The following is a 22,278-nucleotide window of genomic DNA, read 5'->3' as shown; positions in this document are numbered from 1 at the left end:
GTTTTGTTATCCGGTTTGAAGCCGTATGACCACTCCCTTTTGTGGGCAACTGTCAGGTGAATACCATCTCCATACATTCCGAACATTCAGGCAAGGCTACCGCCCCTGAATTTCAGCCTCCAGTCTGCTGCGCTTTCCCTGCGGTGTTGCTCCGGTCTGGTTCATGGTGGACTCCGACAAGAGGTGATCCCGATTGCCATGTTACCGAACGGAGCTGGTTAGGGAAGAGGGATCGGGCGATTTCTCGGGTAAGATCAATAAATTGGGGGGGGCAGCGGGGCCTGCGTCAGATTGGATAAGAAGGCTCTCAAGGTGCAACGCTTTCCCGCTTTCCCGCTTTCCCGCTTTCCCGCTTTCCCGCTTTCCCGCTTTCCCGCTTCCCGCTCAACGCTCAAGGCCTAACGCCCAATATTCACGGTGTATGGATGGGGGAGTGAGGTCATTGCCCTGCCGAGGGTCATGCGGTGCAGCCGAGAGGGTCGGCCTGGCAAGGGCGAGCAGGTGGTTGGGAGGGGGCGAAAGACCCGCGGGTTCAGTCGAGGACTCGAATTTGAAACCCGCTCAGACGCCCATGCACCACCCAAAAGAGGGGCCCGCTGCCGGTGACGGCAGGGGCCCGTTTTTATTGTTAGCGCACGGTCTTTGGGTCTGGTTTGCTCCGTGAAGGCTTAGCGGGCCAGCAGAGGTTGGCCGCTGGTCAGGGCGGTGCTGGTTGGCCGGGTGGCGGGATGCTGCTGGAACTGGCGTACCAGCCGCTCCAGATCCCCGAGCTGCTTCACGAGGGCAATGATGCCCTGCACGGCGTGGCGGCTGCCCTGGCTGGAGTCGTCGGCCAGACGCTTGATGTCCAGCACGCTGTGGTGGATGTCCTGGGTGACCAGGGACTGCTCCTGCACCGCCTGGGCTATCTGGTTGCTGCCTGCGGTCACCTGCAACAGGCGTTCGCTGATCTGTTGCAGGATATCGCCAGTGGCGGCGGCCTTGAGGCGGCAACTGGCGGAGAGCTGTTCCCCTTGCGCCATGGCCTGCTGGGCATCGTCGGCGCTGGCCTGCAAGAGGCTTATCATCTGCTGGATCTCGCCGGTGGAGGATTGGGTCTTGATGGCCAGGGTGCGGATTTCGTCCGCCACCACCGAGAAGTCGCGACCGGACTCGCCCGCCCGGGCCGCCTCGATGGCCGCATTGAGGGCCAGCAGGTTGGTCTGGTTGGCGATGTTGTTGATGACGTCCAGGATGCCGTCGATGGCGCGGCACTGGCTGGCCAGCACCTCTATCACGGCGCGGGAGGTGAGCAGCTCGCCGTGAACCCCTTCCACCGCCGCCACGGTATCGAGCACGCTGCGATTGCCCTCCCGAAACAGCACGGCGGTGTTGTCCAGGCTGTCCGAGGAGGCGCTCGAGCTGTGGGAGACCTCGCGAATGGACGCCGTCATCTCGGTGATGGCGGTCGCGACCTGGTTGGTCTGGGCCTGCTGTTGCTGCAGGTTGCCGGTGATGGACTCGGCATTGTTCAGATCCGTCTGCGCCGCCTGCACGATCTGCTGGCAGGTCTGCTGGGTGCGGGCCAGCACCGCATTGAACTCGGCCTGGTTCATCTTCATGGCGAGTTCGACGGCAGCTAGGCGATCGACCCGGCCGGTATACAGCAGTTGCATCAAGGGGTTGTCGAAACGGTGGCGGGCCAGGGTCTCCAGCCGGGCGAGGCGCCGGGAGAGGGTCTGGCAGATGACGAGCGCAACCACCAGGGGCAGGGCGCCGATGAGCAGAGGCCAGCCCGGGCCGTGCTGATAGCCGAGGGTGACCAGACTGGCCAGCAACGCCATCAGGCAGAGGTGGATCCCCAGGGTGTGGCAGCAGGGAGGCAGGCGCAGGGCCCGGGGGGTCTTGCCGCGGCGCATTTCTTCATAGACCCGCTCCGCACGCTGCTTGATCGCGTCGTCCGGCGCCGTGCGCACCGACTGGTACTCCACCACCTTGCCGCTTGCGTCCTGAATGGGGGTGACGAAGGCGTTGACCCAGTAGTGATCCCCGTTCTTGCAGCGGTTCTTGACCGGGCCCATCCAGCTTTTGCCTTCCCGCAGATGGCGCCACATGTCGGCAAACGCCTGGGGCGGCATGTCGGGGTGGCGGACCAGGTTGTGGGGTGCCCCTTGCCGCTCCTCCAGGGTGAAGCCGGCTATCTGGCAGAACTCGTCGTTGGCATAGGTGATGCGGCTCTCCAGATCCGTGGTGGAGATCAGGTTCTGGTGCAACGGGTAGAGGCGCTCACGCTGGGTAACGGGTTGATTGACTCTCATGGTACTTCCTGCCTGACAGAGGAAAGAGAGTCTGGTTGCAATTCGTACACCAGAGTGCCCAAAACCGCTTAAATTGCGCTCTATATGTCTCTTTTGTGCTCAAAACCCGTAGTGGGGGGAACATGGCCCGGGCTCGCGTCCGCCCCTGCCGTCAGGATTCGCTTTTTGGGAGCCGTTTTGGCAATGGCAGGGCGGGTTTCGCAATTTGGCAAGGCGGGGCCGGGGCCTCCGCCAGCCTCAGGCGGGCAGATCCGGCTCGCTGACCGGGGCCGGCATCTGAGTCTCTATCTGCAGGTGGGTGGAGAGCAGGGTCTTCAGATCCTGCAGGTACTCCTCCAGGGGGGGCTCGTCCAGCAGCAGGGCAAGCTCGTTGCCGATGGGGGTGAGCCGGTAATAGAGCAGGGTGAGGTTGCTCTGGCGTTGGCGCAGACGCCAGCGCTGGTTGCCAAAGGCCAGCTCGACCCCGTCGGCGGGCAGGGGGCCGGATTCGAGCTCGCCACGGTGCAGCAGCCCGAGATCGCACAGCAGCAGCAGGGCGCTGTAGGGCACCCGGTATTTGCCGAGCCCCATCCGGGTGACCTTGGCGCGACTGAGCAGGCTGGCCCCCTTGTGCATGCCCAGCAGCAGGCGCTGCTCGTCGCTGCCCTCGTAGTGGCAGGAGAGGGCGCAGATGCGCTGGAACAGCTGGGCTTCGCGCTGGGTCATCTCCTTGAGGGTGTTGAGGGCCCGGATGGAGAAGCGGCCCGGGGTGGCGACTTCCAGGGCGAAGATGCGGCCCCACAACTGCTGCATGGGGGTCATGCTGATGTCTTCGGCCAGTTGCAGGAAGCGGGTGAGCCAGTCGCTGTCTATCTCGCCGCCGGCGGCGGTCTCTTCGCAGTGGCGCGCGGCCATCACCATGATGGATTCCAGATTGCGCTGGCGGGTGGCCTGCTCCGCCAACTGGCGGAAGGTGGCGCGCTGCTCGAAGGTGCTGTCGCTGTTGCGGGTGAGCATGCCATCGATGCCGCGGCTGCGGGCCAGGCGCAGGGTCTGCTCCTGGCTGCTCAGGATGGAACTCTCTTTCTTGGGGGGCAGGTCAGCCATGCTGGCTCCGTGATGGCAAGGTCTGGTAGTGAATGTTACTCCAACCAGATCCATGAACAATCCCTTTGCCGGGGTCGTCACGGGATAAAAAAATGGCCTCCCGGGGGAGGCCATCAGGGGCTCACTCTTCGTAGACGCTGACCTCGACCGCGTCCATGGAGTAGGAGGCGGTGGCCATCTCGTGGCTGGAGCTGACGGTGTGCATCTTGCCCTTGACCCAGATGGCGTCCCAGAGGTCATCCACCGGCGCCCCTTTGGGGTAGCTCACGTAGATCACCTGGTTGGTGGGCGGGGGCGGCACGTGAATGCAGGCGCCGAAGTAGGGGACCAGCAGGAAGGCGGTGATGGTCTTGGCATCCCCTTCCAGGGGCACCACGAACCCGGGGATCCGCACCTCCTGATTGTCCAGCTTCTTGTTGACGCCCCCCACCGGCTGCGGCACCGAGGAGAAGTCGCCATCATGGCTGACCTGGGGCGGTGGCAGCAGTTTTTCCCCCTCCGGGATGAGGATATCCCAGTCGATGGTCTTGTAATCTGCAGCCATGGCAGGTAGCACCAGCAGGCTGGCCAGCAGCGCCACTATTTTCCACTTCATCATCTGTTCTTCTCTCTTGGTCGGATGCGTCGGGTCAGACGCGAATGCTCATGCCGTCGCTCAGGCTGTAGCGGTAAGCGCGGGCGGCAGGCAGCAGCCCGATCACCATGCCCGCCAGCCAGACCAGGCCCAGCAGTTGCCACTCATAGGCGCTCGGCAGACCCAGGCTCATTTGCAGGCCATAGTGGCTGAGCAGCCAGGGGCTAGCAAGCCCCTGACCGAGATAGAGCGCGGCCACCCCGAGGGCGATGCCCGCCGTGGTGAGCGCCATCGCCTCCAGCGCCAGCAGCAGGAAGAGGTGGGCAGGGCCCGCCCCCAGGGAGCGCAGAATGGCGAGCTCGCGGCGCCGCTCGTTGAGGCCGGCGAGCAGGGTGGTCAGCATGCCGATGAGGCCCGCCACCACCACGAAGCCCGCGATCACCGACAGGGCGGTCTCCGCCACGCTCATCAGCCCCCAGAGCTCCTGCAGGGCGGCTCCCGGCAGGATGGCCATCAGGGGCTCTTTGGGATAGGTGTTGACGCTGCGCTGCAACTGGAACGCCAGGATCCGGTTGCTCAGCCCCACCATGAAGGCGGTGATGGTCTTGGGGGTGAGATCCAGCGCCATCGCCTGTTCCGGGGTCACGTTCTTGCTGTGACGACCGGTGTCCCAGCCCAGATGGATCGCCTCTATGCCCGCCAGCGGCACATGGATGGTGCGATCGATGGGGGTGCCGGTGGGGGCCAGGATCCCCACCACCTTGAACGGCATGTTGTCGTGCTGGCTGAACGAGGTGTTGCCGGTGCCATGGGCGATGACGATGGATTGATCCAGGTGATAGCCGAGCTTTTCGGCCACCTGGGCACCCAGCACCGCTTCAAACGGTGTTTCGAAGGGGCGACCTTCGCGCAGGACGAGCGCCTGCTGCTGGCCGTACTTCAGGTGGGTGAAGTAGTCCCCGTTGGTGCCGAGCACGCGAAACCCCTTGTGGGAGTCGCCAAGGGAGAGGGGGATGGTCCAGGCGATACCGGGCCTGGCCTTGATGGCCTGGTAGGAGTCCCAGCCCACGTTGTTGGTGGGGTTGCCGATGCGAAACACCGAATAGAGCAGCAGGTTCACCTGGCCGGAGCGGGCACCGACGATGAGATCGGTGCCGGAGACTGTGTTGGCGAAGCTGTCCCGTGCCTGACTGCGCACCCGCTCCACCCCGAGCAGCAGGGTGACGCTGATGGCGACGGCCAGCAGGGTGAGCCCGGCAGTGAGGCGACGGGCCCAGAGACTTTGCAGGGCGAGTTTCAGCATGAGAGCCTCCGCAGTGAAGGGGAGATGGCCGGACGGGCTGCGAGATGATGGCGTGTGGTCATGCCGCCCTCCGGTTGAGCTGTTGCAGGTTCTCCACCCGGGGGAAGAGGGGCTCCAGATAGGGATCGTGACTGACGAAGACCAGGGTAGATCCCTGCTTGTCACACTCCTCGAACAGCAGCTGGATGAAGGCGGCCCGGTTGTCGGTGTCCAGGGCCGAGGTGGGCTCGTCGGCGATCACCAGAGGAGGGGAGCCTATCAGGGCGCGGGCGGCGGCGACTCGCTGCTGCTGGCCGATGCTGAGGGCGTGGACGGGGCGATGGAGCGCTTCATCCGGCAGTTGCAGTTCTGCCAGCAGGCGGCGCGCCTCCTGCTCGGGGTTCCCTGTCAGGCGGGCCCGCTTGGCGGGTGAAAAGGTGAGGGCAGTGGTGACGTTGTCCTGCACCGAGAGAAACGGCAGCAGATTGAACTGCTGGAAGATGTACCCCAGATTGGCCGCCCGGAACTGGTCACGGGCGCGGCCGGAAAGCCGGGCCAGGGGCTGGCCCAGCACCTCCAGGGTGCCGTGGTTGGCGGTCTGGATACCGGCCAGCAACCCGAGCAGGGTGGACTTGCCACAACCCGATGGGCCCTTGATGAAGACGCGCTCACCCTCGTGGATACGAAGGGCGGGCAGATCGAGGACGGCTTCGTGACCCGGCCAGGCAAAGGCCAGATCACGGATCTCAACCACGGCATGTTTCATGGTGTTACCAGCCCAGTTTGTTGGTGGACGGAGTCAGTTCGGCGGCGGTCTGGCCGGTGGGCAGTATGCCCTGCACGCTCAGCTTCTCCAGGCTCGGGTAGAGGCTGAACAGGGTGGCCTCGAGACCGGTGAGCTTGGCCGGGGTAGCGCAGGTGTAGGTGTACATGGCTCCCATGTCCGCATGGCCCGCGTCGTCGTGATGGTGTTCATCGTGAGCGCCATCAGCCTTGTCGTGCTCGTGCTCGTGCTCGTGCTCGTGCTCATGGTCATGGTCATGATCTTCCTTGGCGGCCTGCAGCTCTTGCTGGGTCAGCTTGCAGCCGGCGGCCGGGTCGAAACGGAAGAGGGCGTCGGGCTGCTGGAGGCGGGCCACCGCCTTGGCATACTGCGCTTTCTCCTCATCGGTGTTGGCGGCATGCTCGAAGCCCACCAGATCGGCGGCAGGGGCCTGCAACTCGATCATCAGCTGGTTGCCGTCGAGTACCAGGTTGAGGTGGCCGTGACCGTGCTCATGGGCACCGTGGCTGTGGCTTTCGTGTTCGTCGTGATTGGCCTGGGCGCCGAAGGCGGCAGCGGCCAGCAACAGGGTGACTGCTTTCATCGTTAATCCTTTTGAATAAATAGAGAAAAGATTGGTTCAAAAAAAGAAACAATGAAGGGGCGGCGGGGCGCGGATACGGCGATGTCCCGTGGTGCCGGTGGCCGCCCTCGGTTGGGGAGTGCCGATATACCGGTCGATGCCAAAGGAGAGGGGAGGGAGTACGGGGGTCGGCGTCAGTGCCAGCTTGCCATCCAGATGCAGGACGCAGAGGGTGCAGGCATGACCGTGATCGGGCAGGGCAGCTTCAAGAGGGTGCTGTGCCAGCACCGGTTGCATCCACAACCAGCCCAGCAGCAACACCCAGATTGTCAGTGTGGAACGACCCATAGACCCTTGTGGAAAGGGCGCCATCAGCGCCCTTCTCTCTGATTCAGAGATGGGACTGGATGAGCCCCATCACCTTGGTTATCTCGGCGGCATCGAGCTGGCCATCTTTGGCAAACAGCACCTTGCCCTCTTTATCCAGCAGTATGATGGCCGAACTTTCCGGGGTAAGCGCCCAGGCGTTGCGGGCCATCCCCTTGGCATCCAGCACCATGGCGGACCAGGGGAACTCCTTCTTGCTGTCCTCGGCACTGCTCTTCACGAAACCGGACGTGCCCCAGATGGCGTCATTGCTGTTGATGATGGTGACGGTCTGGTACTTGTCGTGGGGCAGCTTGGCCGCCTTGATCGCCTCGATCATGGGGGCATTGAGCTCCTTGGCGCTGGAGCGACCCGCAATGTGCTGGATCAGGAAGACCTTGCCGGTCAGGACCTTGCTCTGCCAGGGCTGATAGCTGATCTCCTTCTCCTTGAGCACCAGCTCCCCCTTGTCGCTGATGTTGACCAGCGGCACCTGGGTTGATTCCTTGATGTTGTGGGCCATGACCAGGGTTGGCAGCAGCGCCAGAGTAAGCACGAGATGTTTCATCCGGATGACACTCCTTTGTGATGTTATAACGATTTTTGGGTCGAGGGAATGGGACCCTGAACATCCTAAACTGATCGGATCTGTTTAAAAAGTGTTAAATAATGCAGGGTGCGACGGTGATCTTGTCAACATGGGCGCCATCCCCCCAATGACGGCGGCAAGGATGGCATGTCATCCATCAAAAGCAAGTGATGGTCATAAGAGGCTAGTAGAGCGGTTCGCTGATCAGGGGAATCTGGGCCATGGTCATCTGCTGGGCCAGCAGGGGAGAACCGGTGAGCAGCACGTGGCGCTGATTGCCGATCACCAGGGTGTCTCCCTCAAGGCCGCTGTCGGCCGTGATGGCGAGCCAGGCCGGCGAGACGCTGCCGATGCTGATGTTCGGATAGATGATGCTGAGACTGTACTGGGGCGCCAGCTCCGCCAGCAAACTGGCCATGAGCAGCGCCTTCTCGTCGCTGTCGGCCTTGTTGTCCTGCAGGGCCTGCAAGGGCGGAGCGAAGTGGTCCATTTGCTCGGGCGGGGTGGGGATGCCGCTCAGCCACTCCTGCAGCAGGGTGACGCTGGTGGCGAGATCCTTGGCCGAAAACTGCTGTGCCAGGGGTTTGAGGTCTCCCTTGAACTGATAGAACAGCTGGGAGTAGTTGGGGCGCACACAGGGCAGCTTCTGATTGGCCGGGTGCACGCAGGGTTGGACCCGCATCTCGTAGAAGGCGTCCTCCTGATATTGCCGGTAGGCCTGCCAGAACTGGACGGATTCGAGGCTGCTGTCGTGCAGGGTAAAGGCCTGTTCCAGGTTGCGGAACTTGGTGGCCGTCTCCGGGCTGTGCTGGTTGATCTGGTTGATGCTGTTGTAGAGGCGCGGACTGATGTAGGAGTAGAGTGTTTCCAGCGGGAAGTTGAGGGCGGTGTCGAGCTGTGTCATCTCGTGACGGCTGGCTGAAAAGGTGCGCTCATCCGCCGTCAATTGCAGGTGCTTTTGCTGACCATCCGCAGATTGCCACTGCCAGCTCAGGTTGATCTCGTTGGCCTGCGCCATGGTGCCGAAGAGCAGACTGCACAGAAAGCCTTGTGCCAGTTTCATGGTGCGCCTCCGCCTGGGTTGATAATAAACAACTAGGTGAGTGACCGGCATTTGGATTGGTCTGGTGACAGATATATTGGTAATTATCTGATCTGATTTTAAATTTAATTCAGGAAATAAGTCATGGGGGAAATCATCATGAAGCTTGTTTCACGGTTTCTGCTGATATTGGTGGCCACGCCAGCGCTGGCGGGGCAGGTCATCGTCAATCAGGGATTGTCCAGCGCGGATACCTTCGCCCTGCGGGATCAGCTGGCCCGGGAGCATGAATGGCAGGAGTGGCTGCGCTTCCAGCAGGCCATCAAGTGGCTGGAGGTGCTGCCGGTCAACTGCGATCTGGTGGGAGGTGCCGGTCAGGAATATCGCTGCGGCGATGACTATTACCGCCCCTATCGGCAAAACGGGCGCGACCTCTATATCCAGGGGGATCCCCCCGGAGCGTCCCCGCAACGACTAATAAAAAAGGCGCCATAAGGCGCCTTTTTTGCGAGGAATACGCTTATTTTGCAGCGTAACGCTCGGCAGAGGTCTTGATTTCGGCTTCGGCAGCGGCCTTGTCGCCCCAACCTTCCACCTTGACCCATTTGCCCGCTTCCAGCTCTTTGTAGCGCTCGAAGAAGTGCTGGATCTGGGCTTTCAGCAGCTCGGGCAGATCGTTCACATCCTGGATATGATCGTACTGCTTGGTCAGCTTGGAGTGGGGAACGGCCACGATCTTGGCGTCTTCGCCTGATTCGTCGGTCATCTTCAGCACACCGACCGGGCGGCAGCGGATGACGGAGCCGGCCAGCAGCGGGTAGGGAGTCGGAACCAGCACGTCGACCGGATCCCCGTCCAGGGACAGGGTGGCGTTCACGTAACCGTAGTTGCACGGGTAGAACATCGGGGTGGACATGAAACGGTCAACGAAGATGGCGCCGCTGTCCTTGTCGACTTCGTATTTGATCGGGTCGGCGTTCTGCGGGATTTCGATGATGACGTAGATGTCGTCAGGCAGGCTCTTGCCGGCCGGTACCAGGTTCAGGCTCATGACGTTTCCTTTGAGTGTTGGAGTCAAGTTTGCAGGCCGACATTATAGCGATGTCCCGTCAAATGACCATATTTCAAGGGCCGGGTGGCGTGCTGGAGGGTGGCTTTTACCCGCGCTTGCCCGATTTCTGTCGTCTGCGGGCGCGGATGCCTTCGCTCCCCATGGGCGCGGCTTGTGCCACCGGGTCAACAGACCCTAGAATGCGCACTCCCTTTACTGGAAAAGGCAGCGGTATGCACATTCACATTCTCGGGATCTGCGGCACCTTCATGGGTGGTCTGGCGGTGTTGGCAAAACAGCTTGGCTATCGGGTGACCGGCTCTGACGCCAACGTCTATCCCCCCATGAGCACCCAGCTCGAGCAACAGGGCATCGAACTGACCGAAGGCTACGACCCCTCCCAGCTCGATCCGGCGCCGGATCTGGTGGTGATCGGCAATGCCATGAGCCGTGGCAACCCCTGTGTGGAATATGTGCTGGACCGCAATCTGCCCTATATCTCCGGCCCCCAGTGGCTGCTGGAGCACGTGCTGAAAGATCGCTGGGTGCTGGCCGTCGCGGGCACCCATGGCAAGACCACCACCGCCAGCATGCTGGCCTGGGTGCTGGAGTATGCCAAGCTGGAACCCGGTTTCCTCATCGGCGGCGTGCCGGGCAACTTCCCGGTTTCCGCCCGTCTCGGCTCGGCTCCCTTCTTTGTGATTGAAGCGGACGAATATGACTGCGCCTTCTTCGACAAGCGATCCAAGTTTGTCCACTATCACCCGCGCACCCTGGTGATGAACAACCTGGAGTTCGATCACGCGGACATCTTCCCGGATCTCGCCGCCATCCAGCGCCAGTTCCACCACCTGATGCGCACCGTGCCGAGCAACGGCCGGGTGCTCTTCCCCAAAGGCGATGACAACCTTACCGCCGTGCGCGAGATGGGCTGCTGGAGCGAGGTGGAGCTGGTGGGTCAGGACGACGCCAAGTGGAAGGCGGTCAAGCTGGCGGACGACGGCTCCGCCTTCGAGGTGTGGCTGGATGGGGTCAAGCAGGGGGAGGTGCACTGGGAGTGCATCGGAGAGCACAACGTCAACAACGGTCTGATGGCCATCGCCGCCGCCCGTCATGCCGGTGTCATGGTGGAGCACGGGATCAACGCCCTCTGCCAGTTCAAGTCCCCCAAGCGGCGCATGGAGCTGAAAGGGGAAGTGGCCGACATCAGCGTCTACGATGACTTCGCCCACCACCCCACCGCCATCGAGACCACCCTGGGCGGACTGCGCGCCAAGGTGGGCAAGGCCCGCATCCTGGCAGTGCTGGAGCCCCGCTCCAACACCATGAAGCTCGGGGTTCACAAGGAGGAGCTGGCCGGTTGCTTCGACGGTGCCGACGAGGTGTTCTTCTTCCAGCCCCCCAACATCGGCTGGGATCTGGGGGAGGTGACGGCCCACATGACCCGGCCTGCCCGGGTATTCGAGGCCCTTGATGCCCTGATTGGCGCCCTGGTGGCCGAGAGCCGCCCAGGGGATCATATTCTGATCATGAGCAACGGCGGGTTCGGCGGCATTCACGACAAGCTGATCGCCCGCCTCAAGGAGCTGCAGAGCGCATCATGAACAAGGCCATCACCCTGGCGCTGACCGGCGCCTCCGGCGCTCCCTATGCCCTGCGCCTGCTGGAATGCCTGGTGCAGGCGGACTATCGGGTCTTCCTGCTTGCCTCCTCGGCGGCCAGGGTTGTGCTCAAGACCGAGCAGCAGCAGGATTGGCCGGGCTCCCCCAGGGAGCTGTCGGCGTACCTCTGTCGCCATTATGGTGCCAAAGAGGGTCAGATCGTCGCCTGCGGCAAGGAGGAGTGGTTCTCGCCGGTGGCTTCCGGCTCGGCGGCCCCCAAACAGATGGTGGTCTGCCCCTGCTCCATGGGCACCGTCTCGGCCATTGCCAACGGCACCTCGGACAACCTGCTGGAGCGGGCGGCGGACGTGGTGATCAAGGAGCGGGGCCAGCTGATTCTGGTGCCCCGGGAGAGCCCCTTCTCGGCGATCCATCTGGAGAACATGCTCAAGCTTGCCCGTCTTGGCGTGACCATCATGCCGGCGGCGCCAGGGTTCTACCATGAACCCAAAAGCATCGAAGATCTGGTGGACTTCATGGTCGCCCGCATCCTCGACCACCTGGGTGTCGAGCATGAGTTGACCAGTCGCTGGGGTTATGCAAACCACTGATACGGCGGGGAGCGGACAAAAAAGCGGCGCCGGGCTGTAAAGCCCGGCGCCGCGTTGTCAACATCTGCACGAGTCAGCTGGCCTGGATGGGGGCCGTCACGTACTTGAACAGGAAATCCGTCACCTCTTCCCGGCTCGGACGCTGCGGCTGATTGATCATCTGCATCATCACATAGCCAAAACCGGTCAGGGAGCGGGCCAGATCCTGCGCCGACAGCACGCTCTGGATCTCGCCGTTGTCGATGGCCCGTTGCAGGTGGGGGGCAATGCGCTCCAGCGCCTTGTCCAGCAGCCGGGTGTAGCGAGGCCACACTTCTTCCCGCACCGAGGAGCTCCACTCCAGCCAGATGCTGGCGTGATCGGGCTTATCATAGGCGGCGTCAACGAACAGCTTCACGTGGCGGTGAATGCTCTCCCTGGCGGAGCCCTGACCGTTGTAGGCCTGTTCGAGGATCTGCTGTACGAAGGCTTCGATTTCTGTCAGCACTTCGTCGACCAGATCTTCACGAGTATTGAAATAGTTAAAAACGGTCGCAACCGAGACCTTTGCCTGTTCGGCTATCTCGGCATGCCCCGCACGGCCGATGCCGCGACGGGAAAATACCTCGACGGCACACTCCATCAATTGATCACGGCGAGCCTCCGGTGAAAGCCGGGTTCGACGTCTTATTTCTGCGCGTGGTTCCATAGTTTTTTCATCTAATAGTTATTGATTATGGTGTTTATAGTATTGTCACCGATAATGCCCGAAGGCTTGCTAACTCTATCAATTAAAATAAGCCGATAAAAGCATCACGTATGCCTGACGCCCACTGGTTGGAGTGGTAGAATCCTCGGTTTTGACGTTAATGAACGGCCAATAACCCTTTGGTCATTATTGGAGTATGTGATGAAACACATTGTCGAGGTGATGATCCCCGAGGCCGAGGTTGCAGCCCGGATCGCCACGCTGGGTGAAGAGATTACCGCCCGTTACCAGGGCTCCGAGGAAGTGGTCATGATCGGCCTGTTGCGCGGCTCCTGCGTCTTCCTGGCGGATCTCTGCCGTCAGTGCCAGTTGCCCATCACCCTGGACTTTATGACTGCCTCCAGCTATGGCTCCGGCATGCACAGCACCCGTGACGTGCGCATCCTCAAGGATCTGGATGACGACATCAAAGGCAAGGACGTGGTGATCGTCGAGGACATCATCGACACCGGTTACACCCTCAACAAGGTGCGCGAGATCCTCTCCCTGCGCGAGCCGAAATCCCTGGCCATCTGCACCCTGCTGGACAAACCGTCCCGCCGCGAGGTTCAGGTGCCGGTGGACTGGCTTGGCTTCTCCATCCCGGACGAGTTCGTGGTGGGCTGTGGCATTGACTACGCCCAGAAGTACCGTAACCTGCCTTTCATCGGCAAGGTGGTACCGCAAGAGTAAGCCGGGTCCGAAGTAGCAAGGCAGGCTGGCCGGCCCGCCATCGACTGTCTTCAGGCGGCGTCACAGCCGCCTTTTCTGTCTCGAGATGGGCTCATCCATCACAGGGGTTGCAATGAACGCATTGGAAATCAGCGGTCTGAAGAAGACCTATCAGGGGGGCGTCGAAGCCCTCAAGGGCATCGATCTCACCGTCAAACAGGGGGATTTCTTCGCCCTGCTCGGTCCCAACGGGGCGGGCAAATCCACCACCATCGGCGTGATCAGCTCACTGGTCAACAAGAGTGCCGGCAAGGTGAAGGTATTCGGTCATGACATCGATACCGATCTGGAGCTGGCCAAGTCCCAGCTCGGCCTGGTGCCCCAGGAGTTCAACTTCAGCCAGTTCGAGAAGGTGAGCCAGATAGTGACTCACCAGGCCGGTTTCTATGGAGTGCCGCGGGCCGAGGCCAAGGTGCGCGCCGAGAAGTACCTGCGCCAGCTCGATCTCTGGGACAAGCGCGATATGGCGGCCCGCACTCTCTCCGGTGGCATGAAGCGACGGTTGATGATCGCCCGCGCCCTGATGCATGAGCCCAAGCTGCTGATCCTGGATGAGCCGACCGCGGGGGTGGACATCGAGATCCGCCGTTCCATGTGGAGTTTCCTCAAGGATCTCAACGAGCAGGGGGTGACCATCATCCTGACCACCCACTACCTGGAAGAGGCCGAGATGCTGTGCCGCAACATCGGCATCATCGACAAGGGCCGTCTCATCGAGAACACCAGCATGAAGAGCCTGCTCGGCAAGCTGGGTCGCGAGACCTTCCTGCTGGATCTGGTGCCGGGCTCCATTGTACCGGCCCTGCCCGAGTTCAACGGCCGGATGCAGGATGAGAACACCCTGGAAGTGGAGCTGGAGAAGAGCCAGTCCCTCAACAGCCTGTTCGAGCAGCTCTCCGCCCAGGGGGTGAAGGTGCTCAGCATGCGCAACAAGGCGAACCGGCTGGAAGAGCTGTTCGTCAATCTGGTAGAGGAGGGTCGCAAAGCATGAACCCCATGACCTATTACATCGCCTTCAAGAGCATTCTGGCCAAGGAAGTGAGCCGCTTCACCCGGATCTGGATCCAGACCCTGGTGCCGCCCGCCATCACCATGAGCCTCTACTTCGTCATCTTCGGCAACCTCATCGGCTCGCGCATCGGCGACATGGGGGGCTTCAGCTACATGGAGTTCATCGTACCCGGCCTCATCATGATGTCGGTCATCACCAACTCCTACTCCAACGTCGCCTCCTCCTTCTACAGCGCCAAGTTCCAGCGCAACGTGGAGGAGCTGCTGGTGGCGCCGGTGCCCAACTACATCATCATCGCGGGGTATGTGGGCGGTGGTGTGGCGCGCGGCCTCTGTGTCGGCCTCATCGTCACCCTGGTGTCGCTGTTCTTCGTGCCGCTGCAGATCCATCACCTGTTCAGCGTCTGCGTGACCGTGCTGCTCACCTCCATCCTCTTCTCCCTGGGGGGGCTCATCAACGCGGTGTTCGCGAAGTCGTTTGATGACATCAGCATCATCCCGACCTTCATCCTGACTCCCCTGACCTATCTGGGGGGCGTCTTCTACTCCATCACCCTGCTGCCGCCGTTCTGGCAGGGGGTTTCCCAGGTGAATCCCATCATCTACATGGTGAACGCGTTCCGCTACGGCTTCCTCGGGATCTCCGACGTGCCCCTCGGCACCGCCTATCTCATCATCATCGGCTTCATCTTGGTGCTGTACGGGATGGCCTGGTGGCTCATCTCCCGCGGCACCGGTCTGCGCCACTGAGGCGCAGCACCTGCCAGCAAAAAGGCGCCCTCGGGCGCCTTTTTATTTGCACGTTTCGGCCTCAGAGGGCCGGGGCATCGTAGTCCGCGGGCTCGTCGCTGTAGACGCAGACGTTCCACTTGGCCGCGAGGCCATCATCCGCGAGGCAGTAGCGCTCGAAGAAGGCCTTGATACCGGCGCGCTGGCAATGGGCCTCGAAGCTCGCCATGTCGCGCCAGATCTCGTTGAAGACGATGGGGAAGCTCTCCCCCTCGGCAAAGGGGCTCTGGATATGGCGGGTGACGATGTACTGCAGGCAGCCATCTTCACGCAGGGTGTCGGGCTCGAGCCCTTGCAGGACGCGGAACAGTGCCTGCTCCTGGCCCGGCTTGGGCTGGAACTGGGCGATGCAGTAAACCTTCTTGGACATCGTGGTCTCCTTGCCGTGTCTCAACCCCGCAGGGCGACGACCCGGTTGTCGATGAGGCGGGCCTTGCCCAGATAGGCGGCCATCAGGATCACCAGGCGCTGGCTCTCGGCGCTGGCGGATTCCAGGGTGTCGGCATCGACGATGTCGATGGCATCCGTCCTGAATCCCGCGTTGTCGAGGCGTTGGCTGGCCTGGGCAACCAGGGAGGGGAGGTGACTGTTCCCCGCTTCAATCTGCTCGGCAATCCAGTTCATGGTGCGCGCGAGCTCGGGGGCAATGGCCCGTTCGGCAGCGGTCAGATAGCCGTTGCGCGAAGAGAGGGCCAGCCCGTCTTCGGCCCGCACGGTGGGCACGCCCACGATCTCGATGGGCATGGCCATGTCGGCCACCATCTTGCGAATGAGCGCGAGCTGCTGGTAATCCTTCTCGCCAAAGCAGGCCACGTTCGGCTGTACCAGATTGAACAGCTTGGTGACCACGGTGCTGACCCCGCGAAAATGCCCCGGACGCAGCGCCCCTTCCAGCAGGCTGGAGATGCCGGGCACCTCGACGAAGGTCTGGCTGGCGAGCCCCTGGGGATACATGATCTCCGGCGTCGGGGTGAAGACCAGGTCGACACCGGCGGCCTCCAGGGCGGCGCAATCCTGCTCCAGGGTGCGGGGGTAGTTGGCGAGATCCTCGGCCTTGTCGAACTGCAAGGGGTTCACAAAGATGCTGACCACCACCTTGTCGCCATGGCGGCGGGCCTCCTCGACCAGGGTGAGATGACCCTGATGCAGATTGCCCATGGTGGGCACGAATGCGATGGCGCGGCCTTCGCGATGCCATTGACCGATCTGCTCGCGCAGCGCGGCGGGATTGTTCACAACCAACATCGTCAGTTCACCTTCAGATGAATCAATAAAAGAGGGGGTCGTCAGGGGGGAGGGCAAGACGGGGGCACAGGCCCCCGCGCGCATGACGACAGAAAGTCAGTTGAAGCAGTGCTCGGGGCCGGGGAAGGTCCCCTCGCTCACCTGCTGCACGTAGAGACGAATGGCGGCACGCATGTCACCGGTCTCGGCCAGGAAGTTCTTGGTGAACTTGGGTACATAACCCGAGGTGATGCCGAAGGCATCGTGCATTACCAGGATCTGGCCATCGGTGGCAGGGCCGGCACCGATGCCGATCACCGGAATGCGCAGCGCCTTGGTGATGCGCTCTGCCAGAGAGACGGGCACGCACTCGAGCACCAGCAACTGGATGCCGGCCGCTTGCAGCTCCAGCGCCTGGCGGTAGATCTCCTGGGCGTGGAATTCGTCGCGCCCCTGCACCTTGAAGCCGCCAAACACGTGGACGGATTGCGGGGTCAGGCCGAGATGGCCGCACACCGGCACCCCGTTACGGGTCAGGTGGCGGATGGAGTCGCACAGCCAGTCCCCCCCTTCCATCTTCACCATGCGGGCACCGGCCGCCATCAGGCGCGCCGCGTTCTGGTAGGTCTGCTCCGGGGTGGCGTAGCTCATGAACGGCATGTCGGTCACCACCAGGGCATTGGTGGTACCGCGCACCACGCAGCGGGTGTGATAGACCATCTCGTCCATGCTGACCGCCAGGGTGTCGTCTCCGCCCTGCAATACCATGCCGAGGGAGTCGCCGATGAGCAGCACCTGGGCGCCCTCGTCGTCGAACAGCTTGGCGAAGGTGGCGTCATAGGCGGTGATGGCGGTGATTTTCTGTCCGTCCTGCTTCATCTTCTGCAGGTGGGTAATGGTGATCTTGCTCATTACGTTGTTCCTACTCTTCTCTACTCGCCTGCTGCACCGGCCAGGATCGCGAGTCCATTGCGCGGGCTGCGGGCAACCAGTTCGGTGAGCGGGGTGCCGCAGGGCAGCACCAGGGAGGGGGCTATCTCGGCAAGGGGCAGCAGGACGAACTCCCGCTCCTTCATGCCATAGTGAGGCACCGTCAGGCGCTCATGCCGGATGACCTCGTCGCCGTACAGCAGCAGATCGAGATCCAGGGTCCGGGGGCCCCAGCGCTCATCCTTGCGCACTCGCCCCTGTGCCTGCTCGATGCGCTGCAGCTCGTCCAGCAGCGCCAGAGGGCTGAGGCGAGTGGCAAGGCGCGCCACGGCATTGACGTAGTCCGGCTGATCCGCAGGGCCCATGGGGCGGCTGCCGTAAAGGTGGGAGGTCTGCAGCAGCTCTGACTCGGGCAGGGTCGCCAGCGCGGCGATGGCGCGACGAGCCTGGCCGAGGGGGTCGGCCAGGTTGGAGCCGATGGCGACGAAGACCTCGATCATCGGCGGATCCTTACTCTGCCGACTTCGGCTTGCGGCGACGGGGGCGACGGCGGTTGCGGCCATTGCCGCTGCGCTTCTCGCCATCACCGCTGCGGGAGTCGGCGCGCTCGCCGCTCGCCGGGCGGCGGGTCGCCTCCCGTTGCAGTTGCGGGCGCACATCCGGGTTGGAGGCCACATAGCGCTCCCACCAGCTCGCCAGCTCGCCGAGGCCGCGCTCGACCCGGTTGCGCAGCAACAGGAAGTCGAAGGCCGCACGGAATTTCGGGTGCTCCATGGCGCGCTCGGGGTGCTTGCCCTGGCGGCGGGTCAGGCGCTGCTGCAGGGCCCAGATGTCGCGCACGTCCGTGGTGAAGCGGCGCGGCACGGCGATGATCCGCACCTGGTTGTCCAGCACCTCGTTGATCGCCAGCATGAAGGCATCGTACCAGGGCAGACCGCTCTCGTTTTCCAGCACACGGCCGCGGGCCTCGACGGCGCCCCACAGCAGGGTGGCGTAGAGGAAGGCGGGGGTGACGCGCTTCTCTTCACGGACCCGGGTATCGGTGTCCATCAGTGCCTGCTCGATGAACTGCTCGTAGGGCGAGTTGCCGTGGGGCGTGAACAGGGCGGCTACCTGGGGGAACAGCGGCTGGAACAGCCCGTATTCCCGCAGCAGCTTGTAGGTGGCCAGACCGTCCCCCGCCAGGAACAGCTTGAGGGTCTCCTCGAACAGGCGGGCGGCCGGGATGTCCTGCAGCAGCGGGGCGAGCTCCCGGATGGGCGCGGCGGTGCGCGGGCTGATGGTCATGTCGAGCTTGGCGGCGAAGCGCACGGCACGCAGCATCCGCACCGGATCTTCCCGGTAGCGGGTCTCGGGGTCGCCGATGAGCTCCAGTCTACGCGCGGCCAGGTCTTCCAGCCCACCCTCGAAATCGTGCAGGGTGAAATCCTTGGCGCTGTAGTAGAGAGCGTTGACGGTAAAGTCGCGACGCTCGGCATCCTCTTCGATGGTGCCGTAGACGTTGTCCCGCAGCAGCATGCCTTCATCGGACTGGGCCGACACATGCTTGCTGGTATTGACCTGATGGTGGTGGCCCCGGAAGGTGGCCACTTCGATCACGTCACGACCAAAGACGATGTGGGCCAGGCGGAAACGGCGGCCGATGAGGCGGCAGTTGCTGAACAGCGCCTTGATCTGTTCCGGCGTCGCGTCGGTGGCGATGTCGAAATCCTTGGGGGTCTTCCCGAGCAGCAGGTCACGGACACCGCCGCCGACCAGGTAGGCCTCATAGCCCCCCTTGTTCAGGCGATAGAGCACCTTGAGGGCATTCTCGCTGATCTCTTTGCGCGAAATCGGGTGCTGGTCACGGCTCAAGGTACGGCGCTGTCCGGCGACACGGGCCGGAATGGGGGACTCCACCGACTGCTCGCCGTCTTCCTTGCCGAGCACTTTGCGGCAAAAGTTTGCGATCTGGGAAAAAATGGTACACCTCGTTATGACTTCAAATTGACGGGAGGCCAAAAAAATAGCGGCCTATCATAGCTCAGCCCCAACCAAATGAGAAACGGTGTGGCCTGCTTCCCCTTGATTGGTCCTTTTGGGGCAAGAAATGCAGCCGGGGCTAGCTTTGCCCTTGCGGGATCTTCTGCTGGCGGGGCACCCGGGCCAGCTGCCAGTGGGCGATGCCCCAGCCGATGATCTCGTCGATCCGGCTCGCCATCAGCTCGGGCGGCGGGCACTGACCGAGAAAGTGCAGCGCCTGCCACAGGGCCGGTCGTGCCTCGTCCTGCGACAGCGCCGGCGCATGGTTCTGCTTGGAGAGCTTGTTGCCATCCGCTTGCACCGCCAGCGGCAGGTGCACCCAATCGGGGACGGCAGCCCCCAGAGTCTGGTAGAGGGCAATCTGGCGCACCGTGGGTTCCAGCAGATCGGCGCCGCGGACGATCTCGGTGATGCCGCTGTCCATGTCATCCACCACCACCGCCAGGTTGTAGGCGTAGAGCCCGTCCCGGCGGCGCACGATGAAGTCCTCCTCCGCCAGCGCCGCGGGGACGGTGATCTCTCCCTGCAGCGCATCCTCGAACCGATAGACCGGGTGGTGCTGGCGCAAACGGGCGGCACACCCCTCGGCGGTCAGCCTCAGGGCGCGGCAATGGCCGTTGTAGAACCCCCCTGCGGCCATGATTTCGCGCCGGGTACAGCGGCACCAGTAGAGATTCCCGGCCCGATAGAGCTGATCGATGATCTCGTCATAGCGGCCATGGCGCGCGCTCTGGAACATCACCTCCCCATCCCAGCCAAGACCGTGTGCCTCCAGGGTGGTGAGGATAAGGTCAGCCGCTCCCGACATCTCCCGCGGGGGGTCGATGTCTTCGATGCGCACCAGCCAGCGGCCCTGCTGTGCCCTGGCCTGCAAGAAGCTGCCAAGGGCGGCGACCAGGGATCCGAAGTGGAGCGGACCGGACGGTGAGGGGGCGAAGCGGCCCACATAGGGGCGTCGGGAGGGGGGGGTCATGACCATGGCAATTCGGGTAGGCGATGCATTGAGGCTGCATTCTGGGACGGCCCGACCAAAAGCTCAATAAAAAAGGGAGCCTGGGCTCCCTTTTCGTTTCTGTAGATGGGCGGCATCAGCCAGCCATCTGTTTTTCCTTGATCTCGGCCAGCGTCTTGCAGTCCACGCAGAGGTCTGCGGTCGGACGGGCTTCCAGACGGCGGATGCCGATCTCGATGCCGCAATGCTCGCAGTAACCGAAGTCATCTTCTTCGAGCAGCAGCAAGGTTTTCTCGATCTTCTTGATCAGCTTGCGTTCACGGTCGCGGGTGCGCAGTTCGAGAGCAAACTCTTCTTCTTGCGCGGCGCGATCCACGGGATCCGGGAAGTTGGCAGCCTCATCCTTCATGTGGTCGACGGTGCGGTCAACTTCCTGCATCAGTTGGTTGCGCCAGGCTCCCAGGATCTTGCGAAAATGTACCTTCTGTTGGTCATTCATGTACTCCTCACCGGCTTTCATCTGGTAAGGCTCTACACCCGCAATGGCCAGGGGGCCCAGAGATTTCCTGTTTTCGCCTGTTGGCATGCCCTGTCTCCTAATTCAGCACGCTACCCGTGCCATCCATAAATTGAGGGCGACATCTATAGCAGAAGGGTCAACGGGAGGCAAACAAGCCTTATCAATAATGTTACCCACTTCTGCATTTATTCTCTGCCCTCGGGTAGCATATGGTCAGATTCAAATGGGATAAAATCCTGAGCCACCATGCCCTGCACACCAACATGGGGGCGATAGCATAAAATTTCAACCCCTGCCGCCATCGCCTGTTCAACAAGCTGACTATAGTGCGGATCGATATGGGCTGCAGGGCGCATTCTCGCGATGCCGGAGTGCAATACCATGAACAGCAGCACGGCCCGGTGCCCTGCCGCCTTCATGGCCATCAATTCACGCAAGTGCTTGGCGCCGCGGGTGGTGACCGCATCGGGGAAGTACCCCATGCCGTGTTGCTCCCGCTCGTCGAGCAGGGTGACGGATTTCACCTCGATGTAACAATCCGGCCTGTGGTCATCTTCCAGCAGCAGGTCGATGCGGCTGTTCTCTTCCCCGTATTTCACTTCGGTGCGCAGCCTGGCATAGCCTGCCAGGGGGGCGAGAGCGCCCTGTTCGATGAGCTCCCGGGCGATCTGGTTGGCACGGGCCGTGTTGACGCAGATGAAGTGACCCGCCGGGCTCTCGGCGATTTCCCAACTGTTTGGCAGCTTGCGCTTGGGGTTGTCGGATGTGGAGTACCAGACCCGGGTGCCCGGCAGGGCGCAGCCGGTCATGGCACCGGTATTGGCGCAGTGGATGGTGATCACCTCGCCGTTGTCGAGCGCCACATCCGTCAGGAAGCGCTTGTAGCGGGAGATCAGCTGCCCGGACTGCAGGGGGGGATCGAAGATCATGGGGTGAGCTCCTCGCGGTGCGGTTTTTTGACGCGGGCCCGCAGGGGCCAGCAGGCGAGCGGTTCGTAGTGGACGCCGTCCAGCGTGCTGACGGATTGATAGAGGCAGAAGCGATCGGCCCTGAGCAGAAAATCCGGCGCAGGCAGCTCGCCGGGGGCCTCGCCCGCCTTGCGCGACAGGGTGACGTGGGGGCGATAGCCCTGCTCGCCGTTGCCCAGCCCGAGTTTTTCACCGTGGCGGCGCAGCGCCCTCGCGAGCACGGTCAGCTCGTTCGGCCACTCACCGGGCCCCACCCAGGCGGCTTTGGCGCGCTGAAACCAGCCGGTTTGATCCAGATGGACGCTGAAAGGGGGACAGTGCTGTCGCTCGGCGGCCGCGATCAGGCGAGCCTGGGTCGTTTCGTCGGCCTCCCCGAGAAAGGCCAGGGTCAGGTGCAGGTTGCTCTCGGGCACCGGCTGGCCGGGCCAGGGGCGCTGGTCTCGCCAGGTCGCAAGCTCGGGGGCAAGCTCTGGCAGGGGCAGGGCAAAGAAGAGTTTGGGCATGCGGCGTGTTGGTCCTCGTGATGGGCATCGGATAAGGCCATTCTATGGCAGCCGC

26 protein-coding genes are annotated in these 22,278 nt (G+C 62.6%); 6 read left to right on the top strand and 20 right to left on the bottom strand.

The features are described 5' to 3' along the window. Window positions 1–668 precede the first annotated feature (668 nt). The 9 genes from PG879_RS18615 to PG879_RS18575 all read right to left on the bottom strand — a co-directional run bounded on the left by PG879_RS18615 (window position 669) and on the right by PG879_RS18575 (window position 8,603). Window positions 669–2,297, bottom strand: a complete 1,629-nt coding sequence (locus tag PG879_RS18615) for a methyl-accepting chemotaxis protein (protein WP_210557257.1) — start codon at window positions 2,295–2,297, stop codon at window positions 669–671. A gap of 237 nt (window positions 2,298–2,534) precedes the next feature. Further along, a complete protein-coding gene (locus PG879_RS18610; protein ID WP_042016317.1) occupies window positions 2,535–3,383 on the bottom strand; it encodes a TIGR03899 family protein in 849 nt (282 codons plus the stop codon). 121 nt (window positions 3,384–3,504) lie between these two features. Continuing rightward, window positions 3,505–3,981 (bottom strand): DUF3299 domain-containing protein, encoded by a 477-nt coding sequence (locus tag PG879_RS18605; protein WP_010675589.1) that lies wholly within the window; start codon window positions 3,979–3,981, stop codon window positions 3,505–3,507. Between the two features lie 31 nt (window positions 3,982–4,012). Then, complete coding sequence (locus PG879_RS18600; protein ID WP_270830565.1) at window positions 4,013–5,260, bottom strand: ABC transporter permease; 1,248 nt, start codon at window positions 5,258–5,260, stop codon at window positions 4,013–4,015. A 58-nt stretch (window positions 5,261–5,318) separates the two neighbouring features. Next, window positions 5,319–6,005, bottom strand: coding sequence for an ABC transporter ATP-binding protein (locus tag PG879_RS18595; RefSeq protein WP_134997323.1), 687 nt, complete (start codon window positions 6,003–6,005; stop codon window positions 5,319–5,321). A 4-nt stretch (window positions 6,006–6,009) separates the two neighbouring features. Then, complete coding sequence (locus tag PG879_RS18590; RefSeq protein WP_270830564.1) at window positions 6,010–6,606, bottom strand: DUF2796 domain-containing protein; 597 nt, start codon at window positions 6,604–6,606, stop codon at window positions 6,010–6,012. Window positions 6,607–6,642: 36 nt separating this feature from the next. Then, window positions 6,643–6,933 (bottom strand): hypothetical protein, encoded by a 291-nt coding sequence (locus PG879_RS18585; RefSeq protein ID WP_080944090.1) that lies wholly within the window; start codon window positions 6,931–6,933, stop codon window positions 6,643–6,645. A 43-nt stretch (window positions 6,934–6,976) separates the two neighbouring features. Further along, a complete protein-coding gene (locus tag PG879_RS18580; RefSeq protein WP_010675585.1) occupies window positions 6,977–7,519 on the bottom strand; it encodes a YtfJ family protein in 543 nt (180 codons plus the stop codon). 205 nt (window positions 7,520–7,724) lie between these two features. After that, a complete protein-coding gene (locus tag PG879_RS18575; RefSeq protein ID WP_270830563.1) occupies window positions 7,725–8,603 on the bottom strand; it encodes a hypothetical protein in 879 nt (292 codons plus the stop codon). A 123-nt stretch (window positions 8,604–8,726) separates the two neighbouring features. On the opposite strand from PG879_RS18575, the gene PG879_RS18570 reads away from it, so the two are divergent. After that, window positions 8,727–9,077: a hypothetical protein gene (locus PG879_RS18570; RefSeq protein WP_270830562.1), complete on the top strand. Its 351-nt coding sequence runs from the start codon at window positions 8,727–8,729 to the stop codon at window positions 9,075–9,077. Window positions 9,078–9,102: 25 nt separating this feature from the next. Here PG879_RS18570 and ppa read toward each other — a convergent pair whose 3' ends face one another. Beyond that, window positions 9,103–9,633: an inorganic diphosphatase gene (ppa, locus tag PG879_RS18565; protein ID WP_005335667.1), complete on the bottom strand. Its 531-nt coding sequence runs from the start codon at window positions 9,631–9,633 to the stop codon at window positions 9,103–9,105. 233 nt (window positions 9,634–9,866) lie between these two features. On the opposite strand from ppa, the gene mpl reads away from it, so the two are divergent. Together mpl and PG879_RS18555 are read left to right on the top strand one after the other, a co-directional pair. After that, the gene (gene mpl / locus PG879_RS18560; RefSeq protein WP_270830561.1) at window positions 9,867–11,237 is read left to right on the top strand and encodes a UDP-N-acetylmuramate:L-alanyl-gamma-D-glutamyl-meso-diaminopimelate ligase; all 1,371 of its coding nucleotides are present in this window, start codon (window positions 9,867–9,869) and stop codon (window positions 11,235–11,237) included. Continuing rightward, window positions 11,234–11,845 (top strand): flavin prenyltransferase UbiX, encoded by a 612-nt coding sequence (locus PG879_RS18555; protein ID WP_042864976.1) that lies wholly within the window; start codon window positions 11,234–11,236, stop codon window positions 11,843–11,845. The genes mpl and PG879_RS18555 overlap by 4 nt, the downstream gene beginning before the upstream one ends. A gap of 73 nt (window positions 11,846–11,918) precedes the next feature. Here PG879_RS18555 and PG879_RS18550 read toward each other — a convergent pair whose 3' ends face one another. After that, complete coding sequence (locus PG879_RS18550) at window positions 11,919–12,533, bottom strand: TetR/AcrR family transcriptional regulator (protein WP_029314803.1); 615 nt, start codon at window positions 12,531–12,533, stop codon at window positions 11,919–11,921. Between the two features lie 201 nt (window positions 12,534–12,734). On the opposite strand from PG879_RS18550, the gene hpt reads away from it, so the two are divergent. From hpt to PG879_RS18535, 3 genes are all read left to right on the top strand, one after another. Further along, window positions 12,735–13,265 (top strand): hypoxanthine phosphoribosyltransferase, encoded by a 531-nt coding sequence (gene hpt, locus PG879_RS18545; protein WP_010675579.1) that lies wholly within the window; start codon window positions 12,735–12,737, stop codon window positions 13,263–13,265. A 112-nt stretch (window positions 13,266–13,377) separates the two neighbouring features. After that, window positions 13,378–14,295 (top strand): ABC transporter ATP-binding protein, encoded by a 918-nt coding sequence (locus PG879_RS18540; RefSeq protein ID WP_010675578.1) that lies wholly within the window; start codon window positions 13,378–13,380, stop codon window positions 14,293–14,295. After that, window positions 14,292–15,065, top strand: coding sequence for an ABC transporter permease (locus tag PG879_RS18535; RefSeq protein ID WP_010675577.1), 774 nt, complete (start codon window positions 14,292–14,294; stop codon window positions 15,063–15,065). The genes PG879_RS18540 and PG879_RS18535 overlap by 4 nt, the downstream gene beginning before the upstream one ends. Window positions 15,066–15,126: 61 nt before the next feature. On the opposite strand, the gene PG879_RS18530 is transcribed toward PG879_RS18535, so the two are convergent. The 9 genes from PG879_RS18530 to thpR all read right to left on the bottom strand — a co-directional run bounded on the left by PG879_RS18530 (window position 15,127) and on the right by thpR (window position 22,223). Further along, on the bottom strand, window positions 15,127–15,474 hold the full coding sequence (locus tag PG879_RS18530) for a putative quinol monooxygenase (RefSeq protein WP_010675576.1): 348 nt from the start codon (window positions 15,472–15,474) through the stop codon (window positions 15,127–15,129). Window positions 15,475–15,494: 20 nt separating this feature from the next. Further along, entirely contained in the window at window positions 15,495–16,349 is an 855-nt protein-coding gene (gene panC / locus PG879_RS18525) for a pantoate--beta-alanine ligase (protein WP_010675575.1), read from the bottom strand. Between the two features lie 96 nt (window positions 16,350–16,445). After that, window positions 16,446–17,240, bottom strand: a complete 795-nt coding sequence (gene panB, locus PG879_RS18520; protein ID WP_042864977.1) for a 3-methyl-2-oxobutanoate hydroxymethyltransferase — start codon at window positions 17,238–17,240, stop codon at window positions 16,446–16,448. 20 nt (window positions 17,241–17,260) lie between these two features. Continuing rightward, window positions 17,261–17,758 (bottom strand): 2-amino-4-hydroxy-6-hydroxymethyldihydropteridine diphosphokinase, encoded by a 498-nt coding sequence (gene folK / locus PG879_RS18515; protein ID WP_104452303.1) that lies wholly within the window; start codon window positions 17,756–17,758, stop codon window positions 17,261–17,263. Window positions 17,759–17,768: 10 nt separating this feature from the next. Next, window positions 17,769–19,259, bottom strand: coding sequence for a polynucleotide adenylyltransferase PcnB (pcnB, locus tag PG879_RS18510; protein WP_029314802.1), 1,491 nt, complete (start codon window positions 19,257–19,259; stop codon window positions 17,769–17,771). 100 nt (window positions 19,260–19,359) lie between these two features. Further along, window positions 19,360–20,259, bottom strand: coding sequence for a tRNA glutamyl-Q(34) synthetase GluQRS (gluQRS, locus tag PG879_RS18505; RefSeq protein WP_270830560.1), 900 nt, complete (start codon window positions 20,257–20,259; stop codon window positions 19,360–19,362). A gap of 109 nt (window positions 20,260–20,368) precedes the next feature. Then, the gene (dksA, locus tag PG879_RS18500) at window positions 20,369–20,818 is read right to left on the bottom strand and encodes an RNA polymerase-binding protein DksA (protein ID WP_029314801.1); all 450 of its coding nucleotides are present in this window, start codon (window positions 20,816–20,818) and stop codon (window positions 20,369–20,371) included. Window positions 20,819–20,937: 119 nt separating this feature from the next. After that, window positions 20,938–21,681, bottom strand: a complete 744-nt coding sequence (sfsA, locus tag PG879_RS18495) for a DNA/RNA nuclease SfsA (RefSeq protein ID WP_210600813.1) — start codon at window positions 21,679–21,681, stop codon at window positions 20,938–20,940. Next, the gene (gene thpR / locus PG879_RS18490; protein ID WP_210600814.1) at window positions 21,678–22,223 is read right to left on the bottom strand and encodes an RNA 2',3'-cyclic phosphodiesterase; all 546 of its coding nucleotides are present in this window, start codon (window positions 22,221–22,223) and stop codon (window positions 21,678–21,680) included. Before thpR ends, sfsA begins: the two co-directional genes overlap by 4 nt. Window positions 22,224–22,278: the final 55 nt, after the last annotated feature.

It is taken from the genome of Aeromonas sp. QDB63, from assembly GCF_027707425.1.
GTDB lineage: Bacteria > Pseudomonadota > Gammaproteobacteria > Enterobacterales > Aeromonadaceae > Aeromonas > Aeromonas caviae.
This window is presented reverse-complemented; position numbering and strand designations above follow the sequence as displayed.

Coding starts and splice junctions, on each gene's coding strand:
- PG879_RS18615 (WP_210557257.1), bottom strand. CDS start 2,297: ATGAGAGTCAATCAACCCGTTACCCAGCGTGAGCGCCTCTACCCGTTG.
- PG879_RS18610 (WP_042016317.1), bottom strand. CDS start 3,383: ATGGCTGACCTGCCCCCCAAGAAAGAGAGTTCCATCCTGAGCAGCCAG.
- PG879_RS18605 (WP_010675589.1), bottom strand. CDS start 3,981: ATGATGAAGTGGAAAATAGTGGCGCTGCTGGCCAGCCTGCTGGTGCTA.
- PG879_RS18600 (WP_270830565.1), bottom strand. CDS start 5,260: ATGCTGAAACTCGCCCTGCAAAGTCTCTGGGCCCGTCGCCTCACTGCC.
- PG879_RS18595 (WP_134997323.1), bottom strand. CDS start 6,005: ATGAAACATGCCGTGGTTGAGATCCGTGATCTGGCCTTTGCCTGGCCG.
- PG879_RS18590 (WP_270830564.1), bottom strand. CDS start 6,606: ATGAAAGCAGTCACCCTGTTGCTGGCCGCTGCCGCCTTCGGCGCCCAG.
- PG879_RS18585 (WP_080944090.1), bottom strand. CDS start 6,933: ATGGGTCGTTCCACACTGACAATCTGGGTGTTGCTGCTGGGCTGGTTG.
- PG879_RS18580 (WP_010675585.1), bottom strand. CDS start 7,519: ATGAAACATCTCGTGCTTACTCTGGCGCTGCTGCCAACCCTGGTCATG.
- PG879_RS18575 (WP_270830563.1), bottom strand. CDS start 8,603: ATGAAACTGGCACAAGGCTTTCTGTGCAGTCTGCTCTTCGGCACCATG.
- PG879_RS18570 (WP_270830562.1), top strand. CDS start 8,727: ATGGGGGAAATCATCATGAAGCTTGTTTCACGGTTTCTGCTGATATTG.
- ppa (WP_005335667.1), bottom strand. CDS start 9,633: ATGAGCCTGAACCTGGTACCGGCCGGCAAGAGCCTGCCTGACGACATC.
- mpl (WP_270830561.1), top strand. CDS start 9,867: ATGCACATTCACATTCTCGGGATCTGCGGCACCTTCATGGGTGGTCTG.
- PG879_RS18555 (WP_042864976.1), top strand. CDS start 11,234: ATGAACAAGGCCATCACCCTGGCGCTGACCGGCGCCTCCGGCGCTCCC.
- PG879_RS18550 (WP_029314803.1), bottom strand. CDS start 12,533: ATGGAACCACGCGCAGAAATAAGACGTCGAACCCGGCTTTCACCGGAG.
- hpt (WP_010675579.1), top strand. CDS start 12,735: ATGAAACACATTGTCGAGGTGATGATCCCCGAGGCCGAGGTTGCAGCC.
- PG879_RS18540 (WP_010675578.1), top strand. CDS start 13,378: ATGAACGCATTGGAAATCAGCGGTCTGAAGAAGACCTATCAGGGGGGC.
- PG879_RS18535 (WP_010675577.1), top strand. CDS start 14,292: ATGAACCCCATGACCTATTACATCGCCTTCAAGAGCATTCTGGCCAAG.
- PG879_RS18530 (WP_010675576.1), bottom strand. CDS start 15,474: ATGTCCAAGAAGGTTTACTGCATCGCCCAGTTCCAGCCCAAGCCGGGC.
- panC (WP_010675575.1), bottom strand. CDS start 16,349: ATGTTGGTTGTGAACAATCCCGCCGCGCTGCGCGAGCAGATCGGTCAA.
- panB (WP_042864977.1), bottom strand. CDS start 17,240: ATGAGCAAGATCACCATTACCCACCTGCAGAAGATGAAGCAGGACGGA.
- folK (WP_104452303.1), bottom strand. CDS start 17,758: ATGATCGAGGTCTTCGTCGCCATCGGCTCCAACCTGGCCGACCCCCTC.
- gluQRS (WP_270830560.1), bottom strand. CDS start 20,259: ATGGTCATGACCCCCCCCTCCCGACGCCCCTATGTGGGCCGCTTCGCC.
- dksA (WP_029314801.1), bottom strand. CDS start 20,818: ATGCCAACAGGCGAAAACAGGAAATCTCTGGGCCCCCTGGCCATTGCG.
- sfsA (WP_210600813.1), bottom strand. CDS start 21,681: ATGATCTTCGATCCCCCCCTGCAGTCCGGGCAGCTGATCTCCCGCTAC.
- thpR (WP_210600814.1), bottom strand. CDS start 22,223: ATGCCCAAACTCTTCTTTGCCCTGCCCCTGCCAGAGCTTGCCCCCGAG.